Raw genomic sequence first — 16,806 nt, 5'->3', positions numbered from 1 at the left:
GACCTTCCGGCATGCAGCGCCGGTTCGGAGCGCCCCATGACTGCCATCGTGAAGATGCACAAGCTCAACAAGCATTTCGGCAGCCTGCATGTCCTCAAGGACATCGAGCTCGAGGTCGCCCAGGGGGAGGTGGTGGTGATCATCGGGGCCAGTGGCTCCGGCAAGTCGACACTGATTCGCTGCGTGAACGGCCTGGAAGAGTTTCAGGACGGCAACATCGAGGTGGATGGGCATTCGCTGATCCCCCACGGCAAGAGCCACAGGGCGCTCAAGGCGATACGCACCGAAGTCGGCATGGTCTTCCAGCAGTTCAACCTCTTCCCGCACATGAGCGTGCGTGACAACGTCAGCCTGGCCCCCATCAAGGTGCGCGGCACCTCACGACCGGCGGCCGAGCAGCAAGCCGATACGCTGCTCGAGCGGGTCAATATTCTCGAGCAGGCCGACAAGTACCCGGGGCAACTCTCCGGCGGCCAGCAGCAACGCGTGGCCATTGCCCGCTCATTGGCGATGGAACCGCGCCTGATGCTGTTCGATGAGCCCACCTCGGCACTGGACCCGGAAATGATCGGCGAGGTACTCGATGTCATGCGCAAGCTGGCCCGCGAAGGCATGACGATGATGATCGTCACCCATGAAATGAGTTTTGCCCGTGAAGTGGCAGACCGGGTGGTGTTCATCCATCAGGGCAGCATCGTCGAGGAAGGCACGCCAGAGCAGGTCTTCGATACGCCGCAACATCCACGTACCCAGAGCTTCCTGGCCCGCGTACTGTCCCACTGAGCGCCTTCCACAAGGCTCGCTGAGCCACTGGTCAGACAAGCGTTGAGCACGTGAAGACCCTACCCGCTGCCATGCGTGCAGCGGGCATGCCCCGACCGTCAGGTCGGGGCATTTTTTTTGTCCTCAGAGGCCCTCGCGAGCCCTGCGGATCGCCAAACGATGAAAAATCTTCTCTCCCCGCGCCATCTGTCGGCATTTCGAGAAGAAAAAAACGAATTTTTTTGGCCCCGGCCATCCCCTTGCCAGGTCACGCAAACACGCCTTGGCGCTCGAAGGAATGACGCTTTCCCCGCCTGGCAGTCCTCGCTGAGGCGTCGCTTTAGCGTGTGAAAAACAGGGATAAATCAGGGGCCTAGCCGGAAAACCACACGAGGATAACGTGCACCGTGAGCCGCTGGGACAGCGTTCAGGCAGTCTCAGCGGCCGACACGGGCAAAACAAGCGAAAAAGTATCCACAGGCTGGGGCGTGTAACGTCATTGGCACCATTGGCGAGGGCTGTAGCCATTCACGCACCACTTATCCCATGACTGTCTACAGCCTTGGGCAGCGCAGGAAATCGACATTTGCCTCTGTGGACATTTTCCGGCATTATCCGCGGCCTTCTTGCCGTCAGACCATGCAGCACTAGGGGTTGTGGGTAACAACGCCACTTGTGCACAGCAGGGCAGAAAAGTCGGGTACCAGCTCGGTATGAATCAGGGGATAATCGGGGCTGTGGACAAGGCCGCATTTCATCCACAGGAAGCGACCGGTGGCGTCCTCAGGTACTCCGCATTTTCTCCCCAACTATATCAACATCGTAAGCTTTTGATTTGTAACGGATAAATTCGATTTCCCACTGATTTTGTCCACAACAGTAGTTACAACATCAACAGAACCCCTTTTTCTTTTCTTTATATAATCTTGTTATCCGGAAACCCGAAGGACGGACCGAGACCTCACGATCGACCTGACGTGAACTCGCCGAATCCGAAGTGTTCGGGATAACGAACGGCTGTCTGGGTAGCGCATCCCTCGCCGGAAAATCGACGCGTCGTATCCGCAAGACTCGTGAATCGCCGCGGCGTGGATTGATGCCCCAGAAGAAACAACCCGGGCATTCGCTCATGGCCTGCCAGGGCAAGGCGCTGTGGAAAACTCCTGACGCTTACCCACAGGCGGTTTATACTGTGCGGCCCGGACGTCATCCTGCTGGCTTGCAAGCTCCCTCACCGGTCGAGCACATGCCTTCGGCGACGGACATCATTCGCCATGCCGTCTGGCAGTCCTTGATTCATCCAGGCATCGATTCATCGCCCTGCCTGGCCGATTTGCCTGCTTCGCCAACCAGCGAACAGCGCTTCACCCAAGTTTCGTGATACCCCGAGGTGCCAACGTGGATTACCCGAACCGCTTTGACGTGATCGTCATCGGCGGCGGTCATGCCGGTACGGAAGCCGCACTGGCTGCTGCCCGCATGGGCCGTCAGACCCTGCTGCTGACCCATAACATCGAGACGCTGGGCCAGATGTCCTGCAATCCCGCCATCGGCGGGATCGGCAAGAGCCATCTGGTCAAGGAGATCGATGCGCTGGGCGGTGCCATGGGCCTGGCCACCGACATGGCGGGTATCCAGTTCCGTACCCTGAATGCCCGCAAGGGGCCGGCAGTGCGTGCCACTCGCGCACAGGCTGACCGGGCGCTGTACAAGGCCGCGATCCGCAACGTGCTGGAAAACCAGCCGAACCTGACGCTGTTCCAGCAGGGTGCGGAAGACCTGATCGTCGAAGGCGAGACCGTGCGGGGTGTCGTCACCCAGACCGGGATCCGCTTCCACGCCACCACGGTGGTGCTGGCGACCGGGACCTTCCTCGGCGGCGTGATCCACATCGGCCTGGACAACCATGCCGGTGGCCGTGCCGGTGATCCGCCCGCCAATGGCCTGGCATCGCGTCTGCGTGAACTGCCGTTCCGGGTCGATCGCCTCAAGACCGGCACCCCGCCGCGCATCGATGCCAAGAGCGTCGACTTCAGCAAGATGGAAGCCCAGCCGGGCGACACGCCGCGTCCGGTGATGTCCTACATGGGCAGCCGTGAGATGCAGCCGGAGCAGGTCAACTGCTACATCACGCACACCAACGAGCGCACTCACGAGATCATCTTCGCCAATCTCGACCGCTCGCCGATGTATTCCGGCGTCATCGATGGCATCGGGCCGCGTTACTGCCCGTCCATCGAGGACAAGGTGCATCGCTTCGCCGACAAGAACAGCCACCAGGTCTTCATCGAGCCGGAAGGCCTGAATACCCATGAGCTGTATCCCAACGGCATCTCCACCTCGCTGCCCTTCGATACGCAGCTCGAGGTGGTGCGCTCGATCCGTGGCATGGAGAACGCGCACATCACGCGTCCCGGCTACGCCATCGAGTACGATTTCTTCAATCCCCAGGACCTGCATCACTCCTTGGAGACGCGTTTCATCAAGAACCTGTACTTCGCCGGTCAGATCAACGGCACCACCGGCTATGAAGAAGCCGGTGCCCAGGGGCTGCTGGCGGGCGTCAATGCCGCCTTGCGCGCCACTGACGACGAGTCCTGGCATCCGCTGCGTGACGAGGCCTACACCGGTGTGATGGTCGATGACCTGATCACCCTAGGCACGCGCGAGCCGTACCGCATGTTCACCTCGCGTGCCGAATATCGCCTGCTGCTGCGTGAGGACAATGCCGATCTGCGTCTGACCGCCAAGGGTCGCGAGCTGGGCCTGATCGATGACGCCCGCTGGGAAGCCTTCGATCGCAAGCGTGAAGCCATCGCCCGCGAGACCGCGCGTCTCGAGAGCACCTGGCTGACGCCGAAGAGCCCGGAGCTGGCCCCATTGAGCGACAAGCTCAGCTCGCCGCTCAAGCGCGAAGCCAGCCTGATGGAGCTGCTCAAGCGTCCGGAGCTCGAGTATCCGGATGTGGCAGGTCTGAAAGGGGAAGGGGTCGACGACTGGCGCATCGCCGAACAGGTACAGATCACTGCCAAGTACGCAGGCTATATCCAGCGTCAGCAGGAAGAGATCGACCGCCTGCGTCGTCACGAGCACACCGAACTGCCGACCAGCCTCGACTATGATTCCGTCGATGGTCTCTCCAACGAGATCAAGCAGAAGCTCAACGAAGCGCGCCCGGCGACGCTGGCCCAGGCCGGTCGCATTTCCGGTGTCACGCCGGCAGCTGTCTCTATCCTGTTGATTCACTTGAAGAAGCGTCAGCTGATCAAGGCGGAGACACCCGCAGATGCCGCAACGACTGACACGGGAGTCGCGCAATGAGCCAGACGCTCAACGAGACACAGCGTGAACGTTGCGCTCAGCTGCTCAGTCGTGGTGCCAGCGCCATGGGAGTGGCGCTGAGCGAGGAACAGCACGCCCAGCTGATGACGTTGCTGGTGCTGTTGCACAAGTGGAATCGCGCCTATAACCTCACCGCGGTACGTGAGCCGGAGGCGATGGTGACTCGCCATCTGCTCGATAGCCTCAGTGTGCTGCCTTATATCAGTGGGCCACGCCTTCTGGATGTCGGCGCTGGCCCGGGCCTGCCCAGCATCGTGATCGCGATCATGCGTCCCGACATCGCCGTCGTGCCGCTGGATTCGAATGGCAAGAAGGTGCGCTTCCAGATTCAGGCCGGCCATGAACTGGGCCTCAAGAATCTGAGCCCGACCCAGGTCCGTATCGAAGCCTATGATGGCGCGCCGTTCGAGCAGATCATCTCGCGTGCCTTCGCCGATACCGATGCCTTCGTCAATCTGTCGGCGGCCGTGCTCGCCGAGGGCGGCGAATGGCTGGCCATGAAAGGGCGCATCCCCAGTGATGAGATTGCCCGCCTGCCGATGGGTGTCTCGCTGGTCGAGACATTGGTGCTGGAAGTGCCGGGCGAGGAAGGGGAGCGTCACCTTCTGCGCCTCAAGCGCGACTGATAAAGCGCCTCAAGGCGTGCGCAGGGATTGTGCCGGGCGCAAAAGGCAGGCAGCCTGATGTTTTCACGAGGGCAGATCATTGATCTGTCCTCGTGAGCATGTGGCTGGTGCCAATGGCCCCGCTTCTCAAGGAACCAAGGAAGTCGCTCGTGACCAAGATCATCGCGCTGACCAACCAGAAGGGTGGCGTCGGCAAGACCACCACTGCCGTCAATCTGGCGGCGTCGCTGGCGGCACTCGATCGCCGCGTTCTGCTGATCGATCTCGACCCGCAGGGCCATGCCACCATGGGCAGCGGCATCGACAAGCACGACCTCGAAGGCAGCGTGCTGGATGTGCTGCTGGGCGAACTGCGTGCCAGTGACGTGATTCTCGATTGTCCCGATGCCGGCTACGCCCTGTTGCCCGGCAATGGCGACCTTACCGCCGCCGAGGTCGATCTTCTCGGTGTCGAGGGGCGTGAGCGCCGCCTCACGGAAGCTCTGGCGCCGATCGCCGCGGAATACGACGTGGTACTGATCGACTGCCCACCCTCGCTCAACATGTTGACCGTCAATGCCCTGACCGCCGCCCATGGCGTGCTGATTCCGCTGCAGTGCGAGTTCTATGCACTGGAAGGTCTGTCAGCGCTGCTCGATACCGTCGAGCAGATTCAAGGCAACGTGAATCCGGCCCTCGACGTGTTCGGGATCGTGCGTACCATGTACGACGCTCGCAACAGTCTGACCCGCGATGTCAGCAAGCAACTTTCCGATTACTTTGGCGATACCCTGATCAAGGCGACCATTCCGCGCAACGTGCGGGTGGCGGAAGCGCCGAGCCACGGCCTGCCGGTGACCAAGTATGCGCGTCTGTCGCGTGGCAGCCAGGCCTATCGGGTGCTCGCCAAGGAATTGATTCGTCGTCTCTCGCTGTAACTTCACCGAGGAAGGTCCATGACGCGTAAGCGTGCCCTGGGAAGGGGCCTGGATGCCCTGATTGGCGCCGGAAACCGCCGCCGCCATGTCGAAGCCGATATAGAAGCTGTCGATGGCGACGCCATCGATGCGTCACCGGATGCCGCGCTGGCCGCGAATCCGGCCGCTGCCACGGCGGAATTGCCCAGCGAGCGCCTCGAGCGCTTGCCGCTCGGGCAGCTGCAGCGTGGCAAGTATCAGCCACGGCGTGACATTCAGCCGGAAGCGCTCGAGGAGCTGGCGGATTCCATCCGGGCTCAGGGCGTGATGCAGCCCATCGTGGTGCGTCCGGTGGGGGAGGGGCGCTACGAGATCATCGCCGGCGAGCGCCGCTGGCGTGCCTCGCAGCTGGCGGAGCTGGATACCATCCCCGCCGTCGTCCGCGAAGGCATCAGCGATGAGATCGCGCTCGCGCTGGCATTGATCGAGAATATCCAGCGCGAGAACCTCAATCCGGTCGAGGAAGCCCTGGCGCTCAAGCGCCTGCTCGAGGAATTCGAGCTGACCCAGCAGCAGGTGGGCGACGCGGTCGGGCGTTCACGCGCCCAGGTCACCAACCTGCTGCGGCTGCTGACGCTGGAACAGGAAGTGCAGACCCTGCTGGAGCGCGGTGAGCTCGACATGGGGCACGCGCGTGCCCTGATCGGCCTGACTCCGGCACGTCAGCGCAAGCTGGCCCATGAAGTCGTCGAGCGCGAGCTGACCGTGCGCCAGACCGAAGCGCTGGTGAAAAGCGTGCAGAAGGGTGAGCAGCCCAAGTCGGCACCGGCGCGACCGGACGCCGACATCCAGCGTCTGGAAACGCGCCTCTCGGAGCAACTGGGCGCTGCCGTCAATATCCGTCACGGCAAGAGCGGCAAGGGCAAGGTCACCATCTCCTACACCAGTCTGGATGAGCTGGACGGCATTCTCGGCCATATCCACTAGTGGGTGAGCAGGGGAGGGCTGACCGCGCGTCACACCTCCCCGGGCGGCAATTTTCCGCGTGACGGATCACGATCCTCTTTCGCGCCCCTGTGACTCATTGTCGCAGGGGCGCGAAATGCATCTGACATTCAAGATATTGAAGGATGTTGCTGACGTCAGGTTGTGATTCATGCAACCCTGTGTCGCTCGCACCGCAAGCGACTGTCAACGTAAGCAAACTGTCATCGGTTTCCCGCAAGATAGTGAGGCTTTGGTCGTAAGCTTGCGAAAGATCAAGGAATTTAGCTTGTCGTTTGGTTGATGGCGGTGAAGCGCTCCCCTATAATCCGGCGAGTTTGCTCCCGGGCTGTGTCCAGCGCAGCGCCAGAAATGGCGAAGGCCATCATTGCGAGACACAGGTCCAAGATGCACAAGACGACACCCGCTGCTCTACAACGCCCTCAGGTGGCTCGATTGCTCTGGGGCCAGGCGCTGGTCATCGTGATTGCCGTCTTGCTGGCGGGAGTGATGAAAGGCAGTGGTGCGGCGCTTTCCGCGCTGTGTGGTGGGCTGGTCTGCCTGCTGCCCAATCTGTTTTTCGCCTGGCGTTCACTGCGTGTGACCGGTGCACGCTACGCCCAGGCAATGGTCAAGGCCTTCTATCAGGCCGAGGCCGGTAAGTTCGGTTTGACGGCCGTATTGTTTGCGTTCTTCTTCATTGCAGTGCCGCCCTCAAACCCCGCTTTATTTTTTTGCGCTTACGTGGCGGCAATGGCGGTTCACTGGCTGGGCCCCTGGCTGGTGAAGCGAACACCGTACACACGAACCTGAGGCAGAGTCATGGCAGGCACCAACCCGAGTCCCTCCGAATATATTCAGCACCACCTGCAGAATCTGACGTACGGCAACCACCCGGAACACGGATGGTCACTGGCGCACAGCGCTCAGGAAGCGGCCGACATGGGATTCTGGGCCATCCACCTGGATACCATGGGCTGGTCGATCGGTCTGGGCCTGATCTTCCTGTGCCTGTTCCGCAAGGTCGCCAAGTCCGCCACCACTGGCGTTCCCAGCGGTCTGCAGAACTTCGTCGAATTGATGGTCGAGTTCGTCGATCAGTCCGTGCGTGAGACCTTCCACGGTCGTTCACGCCTGATCGCACCGCTGTCACTGACGATCTTCTGCTGGATCTTCCTGATGAACCTGATGGACTTGATCCCCGTAGACTGGCTGCCTGGCGTTGCTGCCAAGGTCGGTGAGATGTTCGGCGCCGATCCGGCTCACGTGTTCTTCAAGGTGGTGCCGTCCACTGACATCAATGCCACGCTGGGCATGTCACTGTCCGTGTTCGCGCTGATCATCTTCTATTCCATTCGCGTCAAGGGCCTCAAGGGCTTCCTGGCCGAACTGACGCTGCACCCGTTCAACACCCCGAACAAGCTGGCACAGATCGCGCTGATTCCGGTCAACTTCCTGCTTGAGTTCGTGACGCTGATCGCCAAGCCGATCTCTCTGGCGCTGCGTCTGTTCGGTAACATGTATGCAGGCGAGCTGATCTTCATCCTGATCTCGCTGGTCGGTATCTGGCAGCTGCCCCTGCACTTCCCGTGGGCGGTCTTCCATATCCTGGTCATCACCCTGCAGGCATTCATCTTCATGATGCTGACCATCGTCTACCTGAGCATGGCCAGCGAAGACCACTGATGTAATTCGCCCCACGCCATCCGTGGCGTGGGGCAAGATTTCCGAGCTCTGCTCACACCCTCAACCCTTGACTTAAACTTGACTAAAACTGGAGTTCCACAATGGAAGCACAAGTTCTTGGCATGACCGCTATCGCCGTCTCCCTGCTGATCGGCCTGGGCGCCCTGGGCACCGCCATCGGTTTCGGTATCCTCGGTGGTAAGTTCCTGGAAGGCGCAGCGCGTCAGCCGGAAATGATCCCGCAGCTGCAGGTCAAGATGTTCATCGTCGCTGGTCTGCTGGATGCCGTGACCATGATCGGTGTTGGTATCGCGCTGTTCTTCACCTTCGCCAACCCGTTTGTCGGTTAAACATCGGCTGGCCTCCGGCCTACCGTGTTTTTGACCCAACAATCGTGAAGCGAGAGGTGCTGGCGTGAATCTGAACTTAACCCTGATTGGTCAGGCCATCGCCTTTGCGGTCTTCGTTTATTTCTGCATGAAGTATGTCTGGCCGCCGGTCACACAGGCTCTGGCAGAACGTCAGAAGAAGATTGCAGATGGTCTGGATGCTGCCAGCCGTGCTACCCGTGACCTCGAACTGGCGCAGGAAAAAGCCACCGAGACTCTGCGGGAAAGCAAGGATGAAGCAGCACGCATCATTGAGCAGACCCATAAGCGCTCCAACCAGATGATCGAGGAAGCACGTGAAACTGCACGTGCGGAAGGCGAGCGTCTCGTTGCGCAGGCCCGTGCCGAAATCTCCCAGGAGATCAACCAGGCCAAGGACGAGCTCCGTGGTCAGGTCGCTGCTCTTGCAGTGGTTGGCGCCGAGCGCATCCTGGAATCCTCCATCGACGAAGCCAAGCACCGCGAGCTGATTGACAAGCTCGCTGCCGAGCTCTGAGGAGACTGATTCCATGGCTGAAACGTCTACCTCCACCGCGGCTCGCCCGTACGCCAAGGCGGCGTTCGAGTTTGCACGCGGCCAGCAGGCGCTAGAGGCCTGGTCCGGCATGTTGTCGACAGCGGCGCTCGTCGCTGTCGACGCAAACGTCAAGGCGGTGCTCGACAACCCCAAGCTCTCCACCGAGCACAAGGTTGGCACCTTCCTGGACGTGTGCGGTGAGGCGCTGGATGACAGCGCCCGCAACTTCATCCGGACTCTCGGTGAGCAGGACCGCCTTGCGGCCCTGCCCTCCGTGGCCGAATTGTTCGAGGCCCAGAAGGCCGAGCAGGAACAGCGTGTCGAGGTGACCCTGGTGTCTGCCTTTGCACTGGAGAGTGAGCAGGAAGAAAAGCTCGCCACTGCCCTGCGCAAGCGTCTGAACCGCGACATCTCCATTACCACTCAGGTGGATAGTACGCTGCTCGGCGGCGTCATCATCCGTGCCGGAGATACCGTCATTGACGGCTCCGTGCGCGGCAAGCTGGCCCGGCTTTCCGAAGCACTGAACTCCTGAGTCCGAGGGACATGGCATGCAGCAACTGAATCCTTCCGAGATCAGCGACATCATCAAGCAGCGTATCGAAAAGCTTGACGTCGCATCCGAAGCCCGTAATCAGGGCACCATCGTCAGCGTCTCCGACGGCATCGTGCAGATCCACGGCCTCGCAGACGTCATGTTCGGTGAGATGATTGAATTCCCGGGTGGCGTCTTTGGTATGGCGCTTAACCTTGAGCGCGACAGCGTCGGTGCTGTCGTTCTGGGTGACTACCTCCAGCTCGAAGAGGGCATGACCGCGCAGTGCACCGGTCGTATCCTCGAAGTGCCGGTAGGCCCGGAAATGGTCGGCCGTGTGGTCGACGCGCTGGGTAACCCGATTGACGGCAAAGGCCCGATCGACGCCAAGCTGACTGACGCGGTTGAGAAGGTCGCTCCGGGTGTCATCGCCCGTGAGCCGGTCGACCAGCCGGTGCAGACAGGTCTGAAGTCCATCGATGCCATGGTGCCGATCGGCCGTGGTCAGCGCGAGCTGATCATCGGTGACCGTCAGATTGGTAAGTCCGCCATCGCGATTGATGCCATCATCAATCAGAAGGGCAAGGGCATTACCTGCGTCTACGTCGCCGTCGGCCAGAAGCAGTCCACCATTGCCAACGTCGTGCGCAAGCTCGAAGAGCACGGCGCGATGGAACACACCATCATCGTCGCTGCTGGCGCTTCCGACCCGGCTGCCATGCTGTTCTTGGCACCGTACGCCGGTTGCACCATGGGTGAGTACTTCCGCGACCGCGGTGAAGACGCGATGATCGTCTATGACGATCTGACCAAGCAGGCATGGGCGTATCGTCAGATCTCCCTGCTGCTCAAGCGTCCGCCGGGCCGTGAAGCCTACCCGGGTGACGTCTTCTATCTCCACTCCCGTCTGCTTGAGCGTTCCGCACGCGTCAACGCCGATTATGTCGAGCAGTTCACCAAGGGTGAAGTGAAAGGCAAGACCGGCTCCCTGACTGCGCTGCCGATCATCGAGACCCAGGGTGGCGACGTGTCTGCGTTCGTTCCGACCAACGTGATCTCCATCACCGACGGTCAGATCTTCCTCGAGACCAGCCTGTTCAACTCCGGCATCCGTCCGTCCATCAACGCGGGTCTGTCTGTTTCCCGTGTCGGTGGTGCTGCTCAGACCAAGATCATCAAGAAGTTGGGTGGTGGTGTGCGTCTGGCACTGGCTCAGTACCGTGAGCTGGCAGCTTTCTCCCAGTTCGCCTCTGATCTGGACGAAGCGACCCGCAAGCAGCTCGAGCATGGTCAGCGTGTCACCGAGCTGATGAAGCAGAAGCAGTACTCTCCGATGTCCGTGGCCGACATGGCGATCTCGCTGTTCGCGGCCAACGAAGGCTACCTGGATGACGTCGACGTCGCCAAGGTGCTGGGCTTCGAGAAGGCGCTGCTGGACTTCATGCGCTCCGAGCACGCGGATCTTCTGGACAAGATCAATCAGTCCGGCGGCTACGATGACGAGATCAAGAATGGTCTCAAGGCTGGCGTCGAGAAGTTCAAGGCGACTCAAAGCTGGTAAGTGGCATGGCCCGGCCAGTCCGGGCCCTGTCGTTTCCCTTCGGGTGGCATGAATAAGGCAGATCGCTATGGCAGCTGCAAAAGAGATTCGCTCCCAGATCGGGAGCATCAAAAATACGCAAAAGATCACCAGCGCCATGGAAATGGTGGCTGCGTCCAAGATGCGTAAAGCGCAGGATCGCATGGCGGCCAGCCAGCCTTATGCTCATCAGATCCGCAAGGTTGTAGGACACATCGCCCGGGCCAACCCGGAATATCGCCATCCGTATCTGATGGAACGCGATGTGAAGCGTGTCGGTTATATCGTGGTCTCCAGTGATCGCGGCCTGTGTGGTGGCCTGAACGCCAATCTGTTCAAGGCTGTCACCAAGCATGCGAAGAGCTGGCGCGATCAGGGTGTCGAGGTGGACTTCTGTGCCCTCGGCTCCAAGGCCGGTACCTTCTTCCGCAACTACGGTGGCAACCTGCTTGCCGCCAAGTCCGGTCTCGGGGATTCCCCGGGTACCCAGGATCTGATCGGTAGCGTCAAGGCCATGCTGGACGCATTCGACGAGGGCAGCCTCGACCGTCTGTACGTGGTGTTCAACGAGTTCGTCAACACCATGACGCAGAAGCCGGTCGTGCGTCAGCTGCTTCCTCTCGAAGCTGATCTGAATGACGAAGAAACCGGTCCCACTACATGGGACTACCTGTATGAGCCGGATGCCGTCTCGTTGCTCGACAAGCTGCTCAAGCGCTATGTCGAGGCCCAGGTCTACCAGGCCGTGGTCGAGAACATCGCCTGCGAACAGGCAGCGCGAATGATCGCAATGAAGAGTGCGACCGATAACGCCGGCGACCTGATCGACGACCTTCAGCTGGTCTACAACAAGGCCCGCCAGGCAGCGATCACTCAGGAAATCTCCGAGATCGTATCCGGTGCCGCCGCCGTCTGATGACAGCGTGGCAACAGGCAAGCAGGTTTCAATCGCAGGTTTAAGAGGAACCAGGAATGAGCGGACGTATCGTACAAATCATCGGCGCGGTGATTGACGTCGAGTTTCCGCGGGACGCAGTGCCCAAGGTCTACGACGCCCTGAACGTCGCCGATAGCGAGACCGTACTCGAAGTCCAGCAGCAGCTGGGCGACGGCGTGGTCCGTACTATCGCAATGGGTTCGACCGAAGGCCTCAAGCGCAGTCTCGCAGTTGAGAGCACCGGTGCTCCGATCTCCGTGCCGGTCGGCACGGCGACTCTGGGTCGCATCATGAACGTGCTGGGTCAGCCGATCGACGAAGCTGGCGACGTGGGTGCTGAAGAGCACATGCCGATTCACCGTGCAGCCCCGAGCTTCGCGGAACAGGCAGCGTCCAACGAGCTTCTGGAAACCGGCATCAAGGTCATCGACCTGGTCTGCCCGTTCGCCAAGGGCGGCAAGGTCGGTCTGTTCGGCGGCGCCGGTGTCGGCAAGACCGTCAACATGATGGAGCTGATCCGCAACATCGCCACCGAGCACAGCGGTTATTCCGTGTTCGCGGGCGTGGGTGAGCGTACTCGTGAAGGTAACGATTTCTTCCACGAAATGAAGGAATCCAACGTTCTCGACAAGGTTGCCCTGGTCTATGGCCAGATGAACGAGCCGCCGGGTAACCGTCTGCGCGTGGCACTGACCGGTCTGACCATCGCCGAGAAGTTCCGTGACGAAGGTCGTGACGTTCTGCTGTTCGTCGACAACATCTATCGTTACACCCTGGCGGGGACCGAAGTGTCCGCACTGCTGGGTCGTATGCCGTCCGCGGTAGGTTATCAGCCGACTCTGGCGGAAGAGATGGGCGTCCTGCAGGAACGCATCACTTCTACCAAGACTGGCTCGATCACTTCCGTGCAGGCCGTCTACGTCCCCGCGGATGACTTGACCGATCCGTCTCCGGCGACCACCTTCTCGCACCTTGACGCGACAGTCGTACTGTCCCGTCAGATTGCCGAGCTGGGTATCTATCCGGCCGTTGACCCGCTCGACTCCACCTCTCGTCAGCTCGACCCGCTGGTCGTTGGCGAAGAGCACTACAACACTGCCCGTAACGTTCAGGGTGTGTTGCAGCGCTACAAGGAGCTGAAAGACATCATCGCCATCCTCGGGATGGACGAGCTGTCTGACGAAGACAAGCAGACCGTGGCACGTGCGCGCAAGATCCAGCGCTTCCTGTCACAGCCGTTCTTCGTTGCGGAAATCTTCACCGGCGCGCCGGGCAAGTACGTGTCCCTCAAGGACACCATCCGCGGCTTCCAGGGTATCCTGGACGGCGAATATGACGCACTGCCGGAGCAGGCGTTCTACATGGTCGGCACCATCGACGAAGCTGTCGAGAAAGCCAAGGGCATGTAATTTCCCTGTTCAGGCATGAGGAAACAGGTATGGCTATGAGCGTCCATTGCGACATCGTCAGCGCTGAGAAAGGCATCTTTTCCGGCCTGGTCGAGCGTCTCGTGGCTGCCGGCAGTGAAGGTGACCTCGGCATCATGCCGGGTCACGCTCCGCTGCTGACCGAGCTGCAACCCGGCCCGATTCGCGTTCAGCGTCAGGGTGGGGCCGAGGAAATCTACTACGTCAGTGGCGGATTCCTTGAAGTGCAGCCGAACCTCGTTTCAGTCCTCGCCGACACCGCAGTACGTGCCGACGATCTGGATGAGGCGGCAGCCCAGGAAGCCAAGGAAGTGGCCTTGAAGGCCATGAACGACCAGGCTTCCGAACTGGAATACTCACGCGCCACGGCCGAACTGGCCGAGGCGATGGCCAAGCTGCGCACCGTGCAGCAGATGCGTCGTCACACGCGCTGAGATGCACTGGGCCATGACGGCCAGTGACAGGAAAGAGGCGACCTTCGGGTCGCCTTTTTTTGTGCTCATCACCCGGGAATGGACAGTCTTGCCGCTGGGGTAGCCTGGCGCGATTCAAGGTTGAGCGTGCTCATCCGTCAGCACCTTGAGCGCTGAGCCGCTTGGCTGAGAGCCCTTGCGGGAGCACTGATACTTTCTCGGGTCTGTTCTCGGCGACAGTCCCGTGGGTAAACCTCGTCACTGGCAGGTCACGGATCAGCTGCTATCATGGCGCCACTATTTTCAGGGCTTCAGGTATGAAGACCCGCTTTCTACAGGAGTTCACCGATGAGCAGCGCAGAGCGTACCGACGTCGTCATTCTTGCCGCAGGCCAGGGCACCCGCATGCGTTCCAGATTGCCGAAGGTGCTGCACCCGTTGGCAGGCAAGGCAATGGTGCGTCATGTGGCTGACACCGCTGCAGGCCTGGACGGTGCGCATCTGAATGTCGTCATCGGTCATGGTGGTGAGCGCGTTCAGCAGCAGCTGGCCGATACCGGCGCCAGCTTTGCGGTGCAGGCAGAGCAGAAGGGCACCGGCCACGCCGTGGCCCAGTCACTGGACGCCATCGGTGATGGCAAGGTGCTGATCCTGTATGGCGATGTGCCGCTGATTCGTCGCGAGACCCTCGAAGCGCTGCTGGCCGAAGTCAGTGAGCAGACTCTGGGCCTGCTGACGGTGATTCTGGAAGACCCGACAGGTTATGGCCGTATCGTGCGCGACGCCGAAGGCCGCGTCAGCGCCATCGTCGAGCACAAGGATGCCACGCCGGAGCAGCTGGCCATCCAGGAAGGCAACACCGGTATCCTCGCCACCACCGGTGCCCAGCTCAAGCGCTGGCTGCCGGCGCTGTCCGCCGACAATGCCCAGGGCGAGTACTACCTGACCGACATCATCGCCATGGCAGCCAGCGAAGGCGTCAACATCGCCACCGCCCAGCCGGCGGCGGTCGAGGAAGTGCAGGGCGTCAACAACCGCCTGCAGCTGGCCGATCTCGAGCGTGCCTTCCAGCGTCGTGAGGCCAACCGCCTGATGACCGAAGGCGCCAGCCTGGCCGACCCGTCACGCATCGACGTGCGCGGTAAGCTGACCATCGGCACTGACATCAGCATCGATGTCGGCTGCATCTTCGAAGGCGACGTCACCCTGGCGGATGATGTGGTCATCGGCGCCCACTGCGTGATCCGCAACGCCACCATCGGTGCCGGTGCCAACATCGCGCCGCACAGCGTCATCGACGGCGCCGTGCTGGAAGGCGACAACAACGTCGGTCCGTTCGCGCGTCTGCGTCCGGGCACCGAGCTTGCGCGTGGCGCACGCATCGGCAACTTCGTCGAGACCAAGAATGCCCAGGTCGGTGTCGATGCCAAGATCAATCACCTGAGCTATGTCGGCGATGCCACCCTCGGTGAGGCCGTCAATGTCGGCGCCGGCACCATCACCTGCAACTACGATGGTGCCAACAAGTTCCGCACCGAAATCGGCGCCAATGCCTTCATCGGCTCCAACTCGGCGCTGGTGGCACCGCTCAAGATCGGTGCCGGTGCCACCGTGGGTGCCGGTTCTACCTTGAGCCGCGATGTCGCCGAGGGCGCGCTGAGCGTGGCGCGTGGCAAGCGTATCGACAAGCCGGAATGGCCGCGTCCGACCAAGAAGTGATCGGCAGTTGTGGTAGCGATGCTTGCCCCTGAGGGTAGATGAGCATCACCGGCGGGGAGGCACCGACAGGTGTCTCCCCGTTTTTCGTCACGGTCGATTGTGCTGGACGGCCTGCCGGGAGTGAATCGCCTCATCCTCTATCGTCTTTCACTTGATGTTTCGATTCATCTCTCTTATCTTTCGGTTCGAAACTTTATGGGAGTCCCCGATGTCAAAGCGACTGACACCGCAACGGCGTCACCAGATCCTTGATCAGCTGGCGCGTGACGGTGAGGTCAGTGTCGAGGCACTGGCGCGGGAGCTTGCCACCTCGGAGGTCACCATCCGCAAGGACCTGGCCTTCCTCGAGAAGAGTGGCCTGCTGCTCAGACGCTATGGCGGCGCCGTGGCCATGCCGCGTGAGCTGCTGGTGCATGACGAGCCGGTCAGCGCCGCCAAGCAGGCCATCGCCCGTCTCGCCGCGAGCCGTATCCGCGCGCACCAGCGCATCATCATCGACAGCGGCACCACCACGGTGGTGTTGATTCCCGAGCTCAAGGGCCGGGATGACCTGATCGTGATGACCAACTCGCTGAGCGTGGCCAATGCCATCCGCGAGCTGGAAAACGAGCCGGTGCTGCTGATGACCGGTGGCACCTGGGACCCGCACTCCGATTCCTTCCAGGGCCAGGTGGCGGAGCAGGTGCTGCGCAGCTATGACTTTGATCAGGTGTTTCTCGGCGCGGATGGTCTCGATCTCGAGCGTGGCACCACCACCTTCAACGAGCTGATCGGCCTGTCGCGCGTGATGGCCGAGGTGTCGCGTGAAGTGGTGGTGATGGCGGAATCCCACAAGCTGGGCCGCCGCATTCCCAACCTGGAGCTGGCCTGGTCCAGCGTCAGTACCCTGATAACCGATGACGCGTTGCCTGATGCTGCGCGTGACCAGATTCGTGCTCATGGCGTCGAGGTGTTGATCGCCCCGCTCATCGAGCCAGCAACTGCATAAGGAGAT

At 61.1% G+C, this 16,806-nt stretch carries 17 protein-coding genes; all 17 read left to right on the top strand.

From position 1 onward, the window contains the following. The first annotated feature begins 36 nt into the window (after nucleotides 1–36). Entirely contained in the window at nucleotides 37–783 is a 747-nt protein-coding gene (locus CLAM6_RS17585) for an amino acid ABC transporter ATP-binding protein (RefSeq protein WP_054556363.1), read from the top strand. Between the two features lie 1,075 nt (nucleotides 784–1,858). Continuing rightward, the gene (locus tag CLAM6_RS17580) at nucleotides 1,859–2,143 is read left to right on the top strand and encodes a hypothetical protein (protein WP_153636726.1); all 285 of its coding nucleotides are present in this window, start codon (nucleotides 1,859–1,861) and stop codon (nucleotides 2,141–2,143) included. Between the two features lie 17 nt (nucleotides 2,144–2,160). Continuing rightward, nucleotides 2,161–4,083 carry a tRNA uridine-5-carboxymethylaminomethyl(34) synthesis enzyme MnmG gene (mnmG, locus tag CLAM6_RS17575; protein ID WP_153636725.1) on the top strand — a complete coding sequence of 641 codons (1,923 nt, stop codon included), beginning with the start codon at nucleotides 2,161–2,163 and terminating at the stop codon, nucleotides 4,081–4,083. Then, a complete protein-coding gene (gene rsmG / locus CLAM6_RS17570) occupies nucleotides 4,080–4,730 on the top strand; it encodes a 16S rRNA (guanine(527)-N(7))-methyltransferase RsmG (RefSeq protein WP_043331700.1) in 651 nt (216 codons plus the stop codon). Before mnmG ends, rsmG begins: the two co-directional genes overlap by 4 nt. Nucleotides 4,731–4,879: 149 nt before the next feature. Next, a complete protein-coding gene (locus CLAM6_RS17565; protein ID WP_043331702.1) occupies nucleotides 4,880–5,647 on the top strand; it encodes a ParA family protein in 768 nt (255 codons plus the stop codon). Nucleotides 5,648–5,665: 18 nt separating this feature from the next. Beyond that, nucleotides 5,666–6,613: a ParB/RepB/Spo0J family partition protein gene (locus CLAM6_RS17560; protein ID WP_153636724.1), complete on the top strand. Its 948-nt coding sequence runs from the start codon at nucleotides 5,666–5,668 to the stop codon at nucleotides 6,611–6,613. A gap of 405 nt (nucleotides 6,614–7,018) precedes the next feature. Then, nucleotides 7,019–7,423, top strand: coding sequence for an ATP synthase subunit I (locus CLAM6_RS17555; RefSeq protein WP_043331819.1), 405 nt, complete (start codon nucleotides 7,019–7,021; stop codon nucleotides 7,421–7,423). Between the two features lie 9 nt (nucleotides 7,424–7,432). Then, nucleotides 7,433–8,296 (top strand): F0F1 ATP synthase subunit A, encoded by an 864-nt coding sequence (gene atpB / locus CLAM6_RS17550; protein WP_043331706.1) that lies wholly within the window; start codon nucleotides 7,433–7,435, stop codon nucleotides 8,294–8,296. 101 nt (nucleotides 8,297–8,397) lie between these two features. Then, entirely contained in the window at nucleotides 8,398–8,646 is a 249-nt protein-coding gene (gene atpE, locus CLAM6_RS17545; protein WP_011508579.1) for a F0F1 ATP synthase subunit C, read from the top strand. Nucleotides 8,647–8,710: 64 nt separating this feature from the next. Beyond that, nucleotides 8,711–9,181 (top strand): F0F1 ATP synthase subunit B, encoded by a 471-nt coding sequence (locus tag CLAM6_RS17540; RefSeq protein ID WP_043331708.1) that lies wholly within the window; start codon nucleotides 8,711–8,713, stop codon nucleotides 9,179–9,181. Nucleotides 9,182–9,194: 13 nt separating this feature from the next. Next, nucleotides 9,195–9,737: a F0F1 ATP synthase subunit delta gene (locus CLAM6_RS17535; protein ID WP_043331710.1), complete on the top strand. Its 543-nt coding sequence runs from the start codon at nucleotides 9,195–9,197 to the stop codon at nucleotides 9,735–9,737. Between the two features lie 16 nt (nucleotides 9,738–9,753). Then, a complete protein-coding gene (gene atpA / locus CLAM6_RS17530; protein WP_043331712.1) occupies nucleotides 9,754–11,298 on the top strand; it encodes a F0F1 ATP synthase subunit alpha in 1,545 nt (514 codons plus the stop codon). Nucleotides 11,299–11,365: 67 nt separating this feature from the next. Further along, complete coding sequence (atpG, locus tag CLAM6_RS17525; protein ID WP_043331714.1) at nucleotides 11,366–12,232, top strand: F0F1 ATP synthase subunit gamma; 867 nt, start codon at nucleotides 11,366–11,368, stop codon at nucleotides 12,230–12,232. Between the two features lie 56 nt (nucleotides 12,233–12,288). Next, nucleotides 12,289–13,662, top strand: coding sequence for a F0F1 ATP synthase subunit beta (gene atpD, locus CLAM6_RS17520; protein ID WP_043331716.1), 1,374 nt, complete (start codon nucleotides 12,289–12,291; stop codon nucleotides 13,660–13,662). Between the two features lie 29 nt (nucleotides 13,663–13,691). After that, the gene (locus CLAM6_RS17515) at nucleotides 13,692–14,114 is read left to right on the top strand and encodes a F0F1 ATP synthase subunit epsilon (protein WP_054556360.1); all 423 of its coding nucleotides are present in this window, start codon (nucleotides 13,692–13,694) and stop codon (nucleotides 14,112–14,114) included. A 327-nt stretch (nucleotides 14,115–14,441) separates the two neighbouring features. After that, nucleotides 14,442–15,812, top strand: coding sequence for a bifunctional UDP-N-acetylglucosamine diphosphorylase/glucosamine-1-phosphate N-acetyltransferase GlmU (gene glmU, locus CLAM6_RS17510; protein WP_153636723.1), 1,371 nt, complete (start codon nucleotides 14,442–14,444; stop codon nucleotides 15,810–15,812). Between the two features lie 208 nt (nucleotides 15,813–16,020). After that, nucleotides 16,021–16,800: a DeoR/GlpR family DNA-binding transcription regulator gene (locus CLAM6_RS17505; protein ID WP_043331724.1), complete on the top strand. Its 780-nt coding sequence runs from the start codon at nucleotides 16,021–16,023 to the stop codon at nucleotides 16,798–16,800. Nucleotides 16,801–16,806: the final 6 nt, after the last annotated feature.

Source organism: Cobetia sp. AM6 (assembly GCF_009617955.1).
GTDB classification, from domain to species: Bacteria; Pseudomonadota; Gammaproteobacteria; order Pseudomonadales; family Halomonadaceae; genus Cobetia; species Cobetia amphilecti.
Note: the sequence above shows the minus strand (reverse complement) of the source record. Positions and strands in the feature narration are given on the sequence as shown.

What these genes read in the sequence shown, in the direction of transcription:
- CLAM6_RS17585 (WP_054556363.1), top strand. Translation starts at nt 37, where the DNA reads ATGACTGCCATCGTGAAGATGCACAAGCTCAACAAGCATTTCGGCAGC.
- CLAM6_RS17580 (WP_153636726.1), top strand. Translation starts at nt 1,859, where the DNA reads ATGCCCCAGAAGAAACAACCCGGGCATTCGCTCATGGCCTGCCAGGGC.
- rsmG (WP_043331700.1), top strand. Translation starts at nt 4,080, where the DNA reads ATGAGCCAGACGCTCAACGAGACACAGCGTGAACGTTGCGCTCAGCTG.
- CLAM6_RS17560 (WP_153636724.1), top strand. Translation starts at nt 5,666, where the DNA reads ATGACGCGTAAGCGTGCCCTGGGAAGGGGCCTGGATGCCCTGATTGGC.
- CLAM6_RS17555 (WP_043331819.1), top strand. Translation starts at nt 7,019, where the DNA reads ATGCACAAGACGACACCCGCTGCTCTACAACGCCCTCAGGTGGCTCGA.
- atpB (WP_043331706.1), top strand. Translation starts at nt 7,433, where the DNA reads ATGGCAGGCACCAACCCGAGTCCCTCCGAATATATTCAGCACCACCTG.
- atpE (WP_011508579.1), top strand. Translation starts at nt 8,398, where the DNA reads ATGGAAGCACAAGTTCTTGGCATGACCGCTATCGCCGTCTCCCTGCTG.
- CLAM6_RS17535 (WP_043331710.1), top strand. Translation starts at nt 9,195, where the DNA reads ATGGCTGAAACGTCTACCTCCACCGCGGCTCGCCCGTACGCCAAGGCG.
- atpA (WP_043331712.1), top strand. Translation starts at nt 9,754, where the DNA reads ATGCAGCAACTGAATCCTTCCGAGATCAGCGACATCATCAAGCAGCGT.
- atpG (WP_043331714.1), top strand. Translation starts at nt 11,366, where the DNA reads ATGGCAGCTGCAAAAGAGATTCGCTCCCAGATCGGGAGCATCAAAAAT.
- atpD (WP_043331716.1), top strand. Translation starts at nt 12,289, where the DNA reads ATGAGCGGACGTATCGTACAAATCATCGGCGCGGTGATTGACGTCGAG.
- CLAM6_RS17515 (WP_054556360.1), top strand. Translation starts at nt 13,692, where the DNA reads ATGGCTATGAGCGTCCATTGCGACATCGTCAGCGCTGAGAAAGGCATC.
- glmU (WP_153636723.1), top strand. Translation starts at nt 14,442, where the DNA reads ATGAGCAGCGCAGAGCGTACCGACGTCGTCATTCTTGCCGCAGGCCAG.
- CLAM6_RS17505 (WP_043331724.1), top strand. Translation starts at nt 16,021, where the DNA reads ATGTCAAAGCGACTGACACCGCAACGGCGTCACCAGATCCTTGATCAG.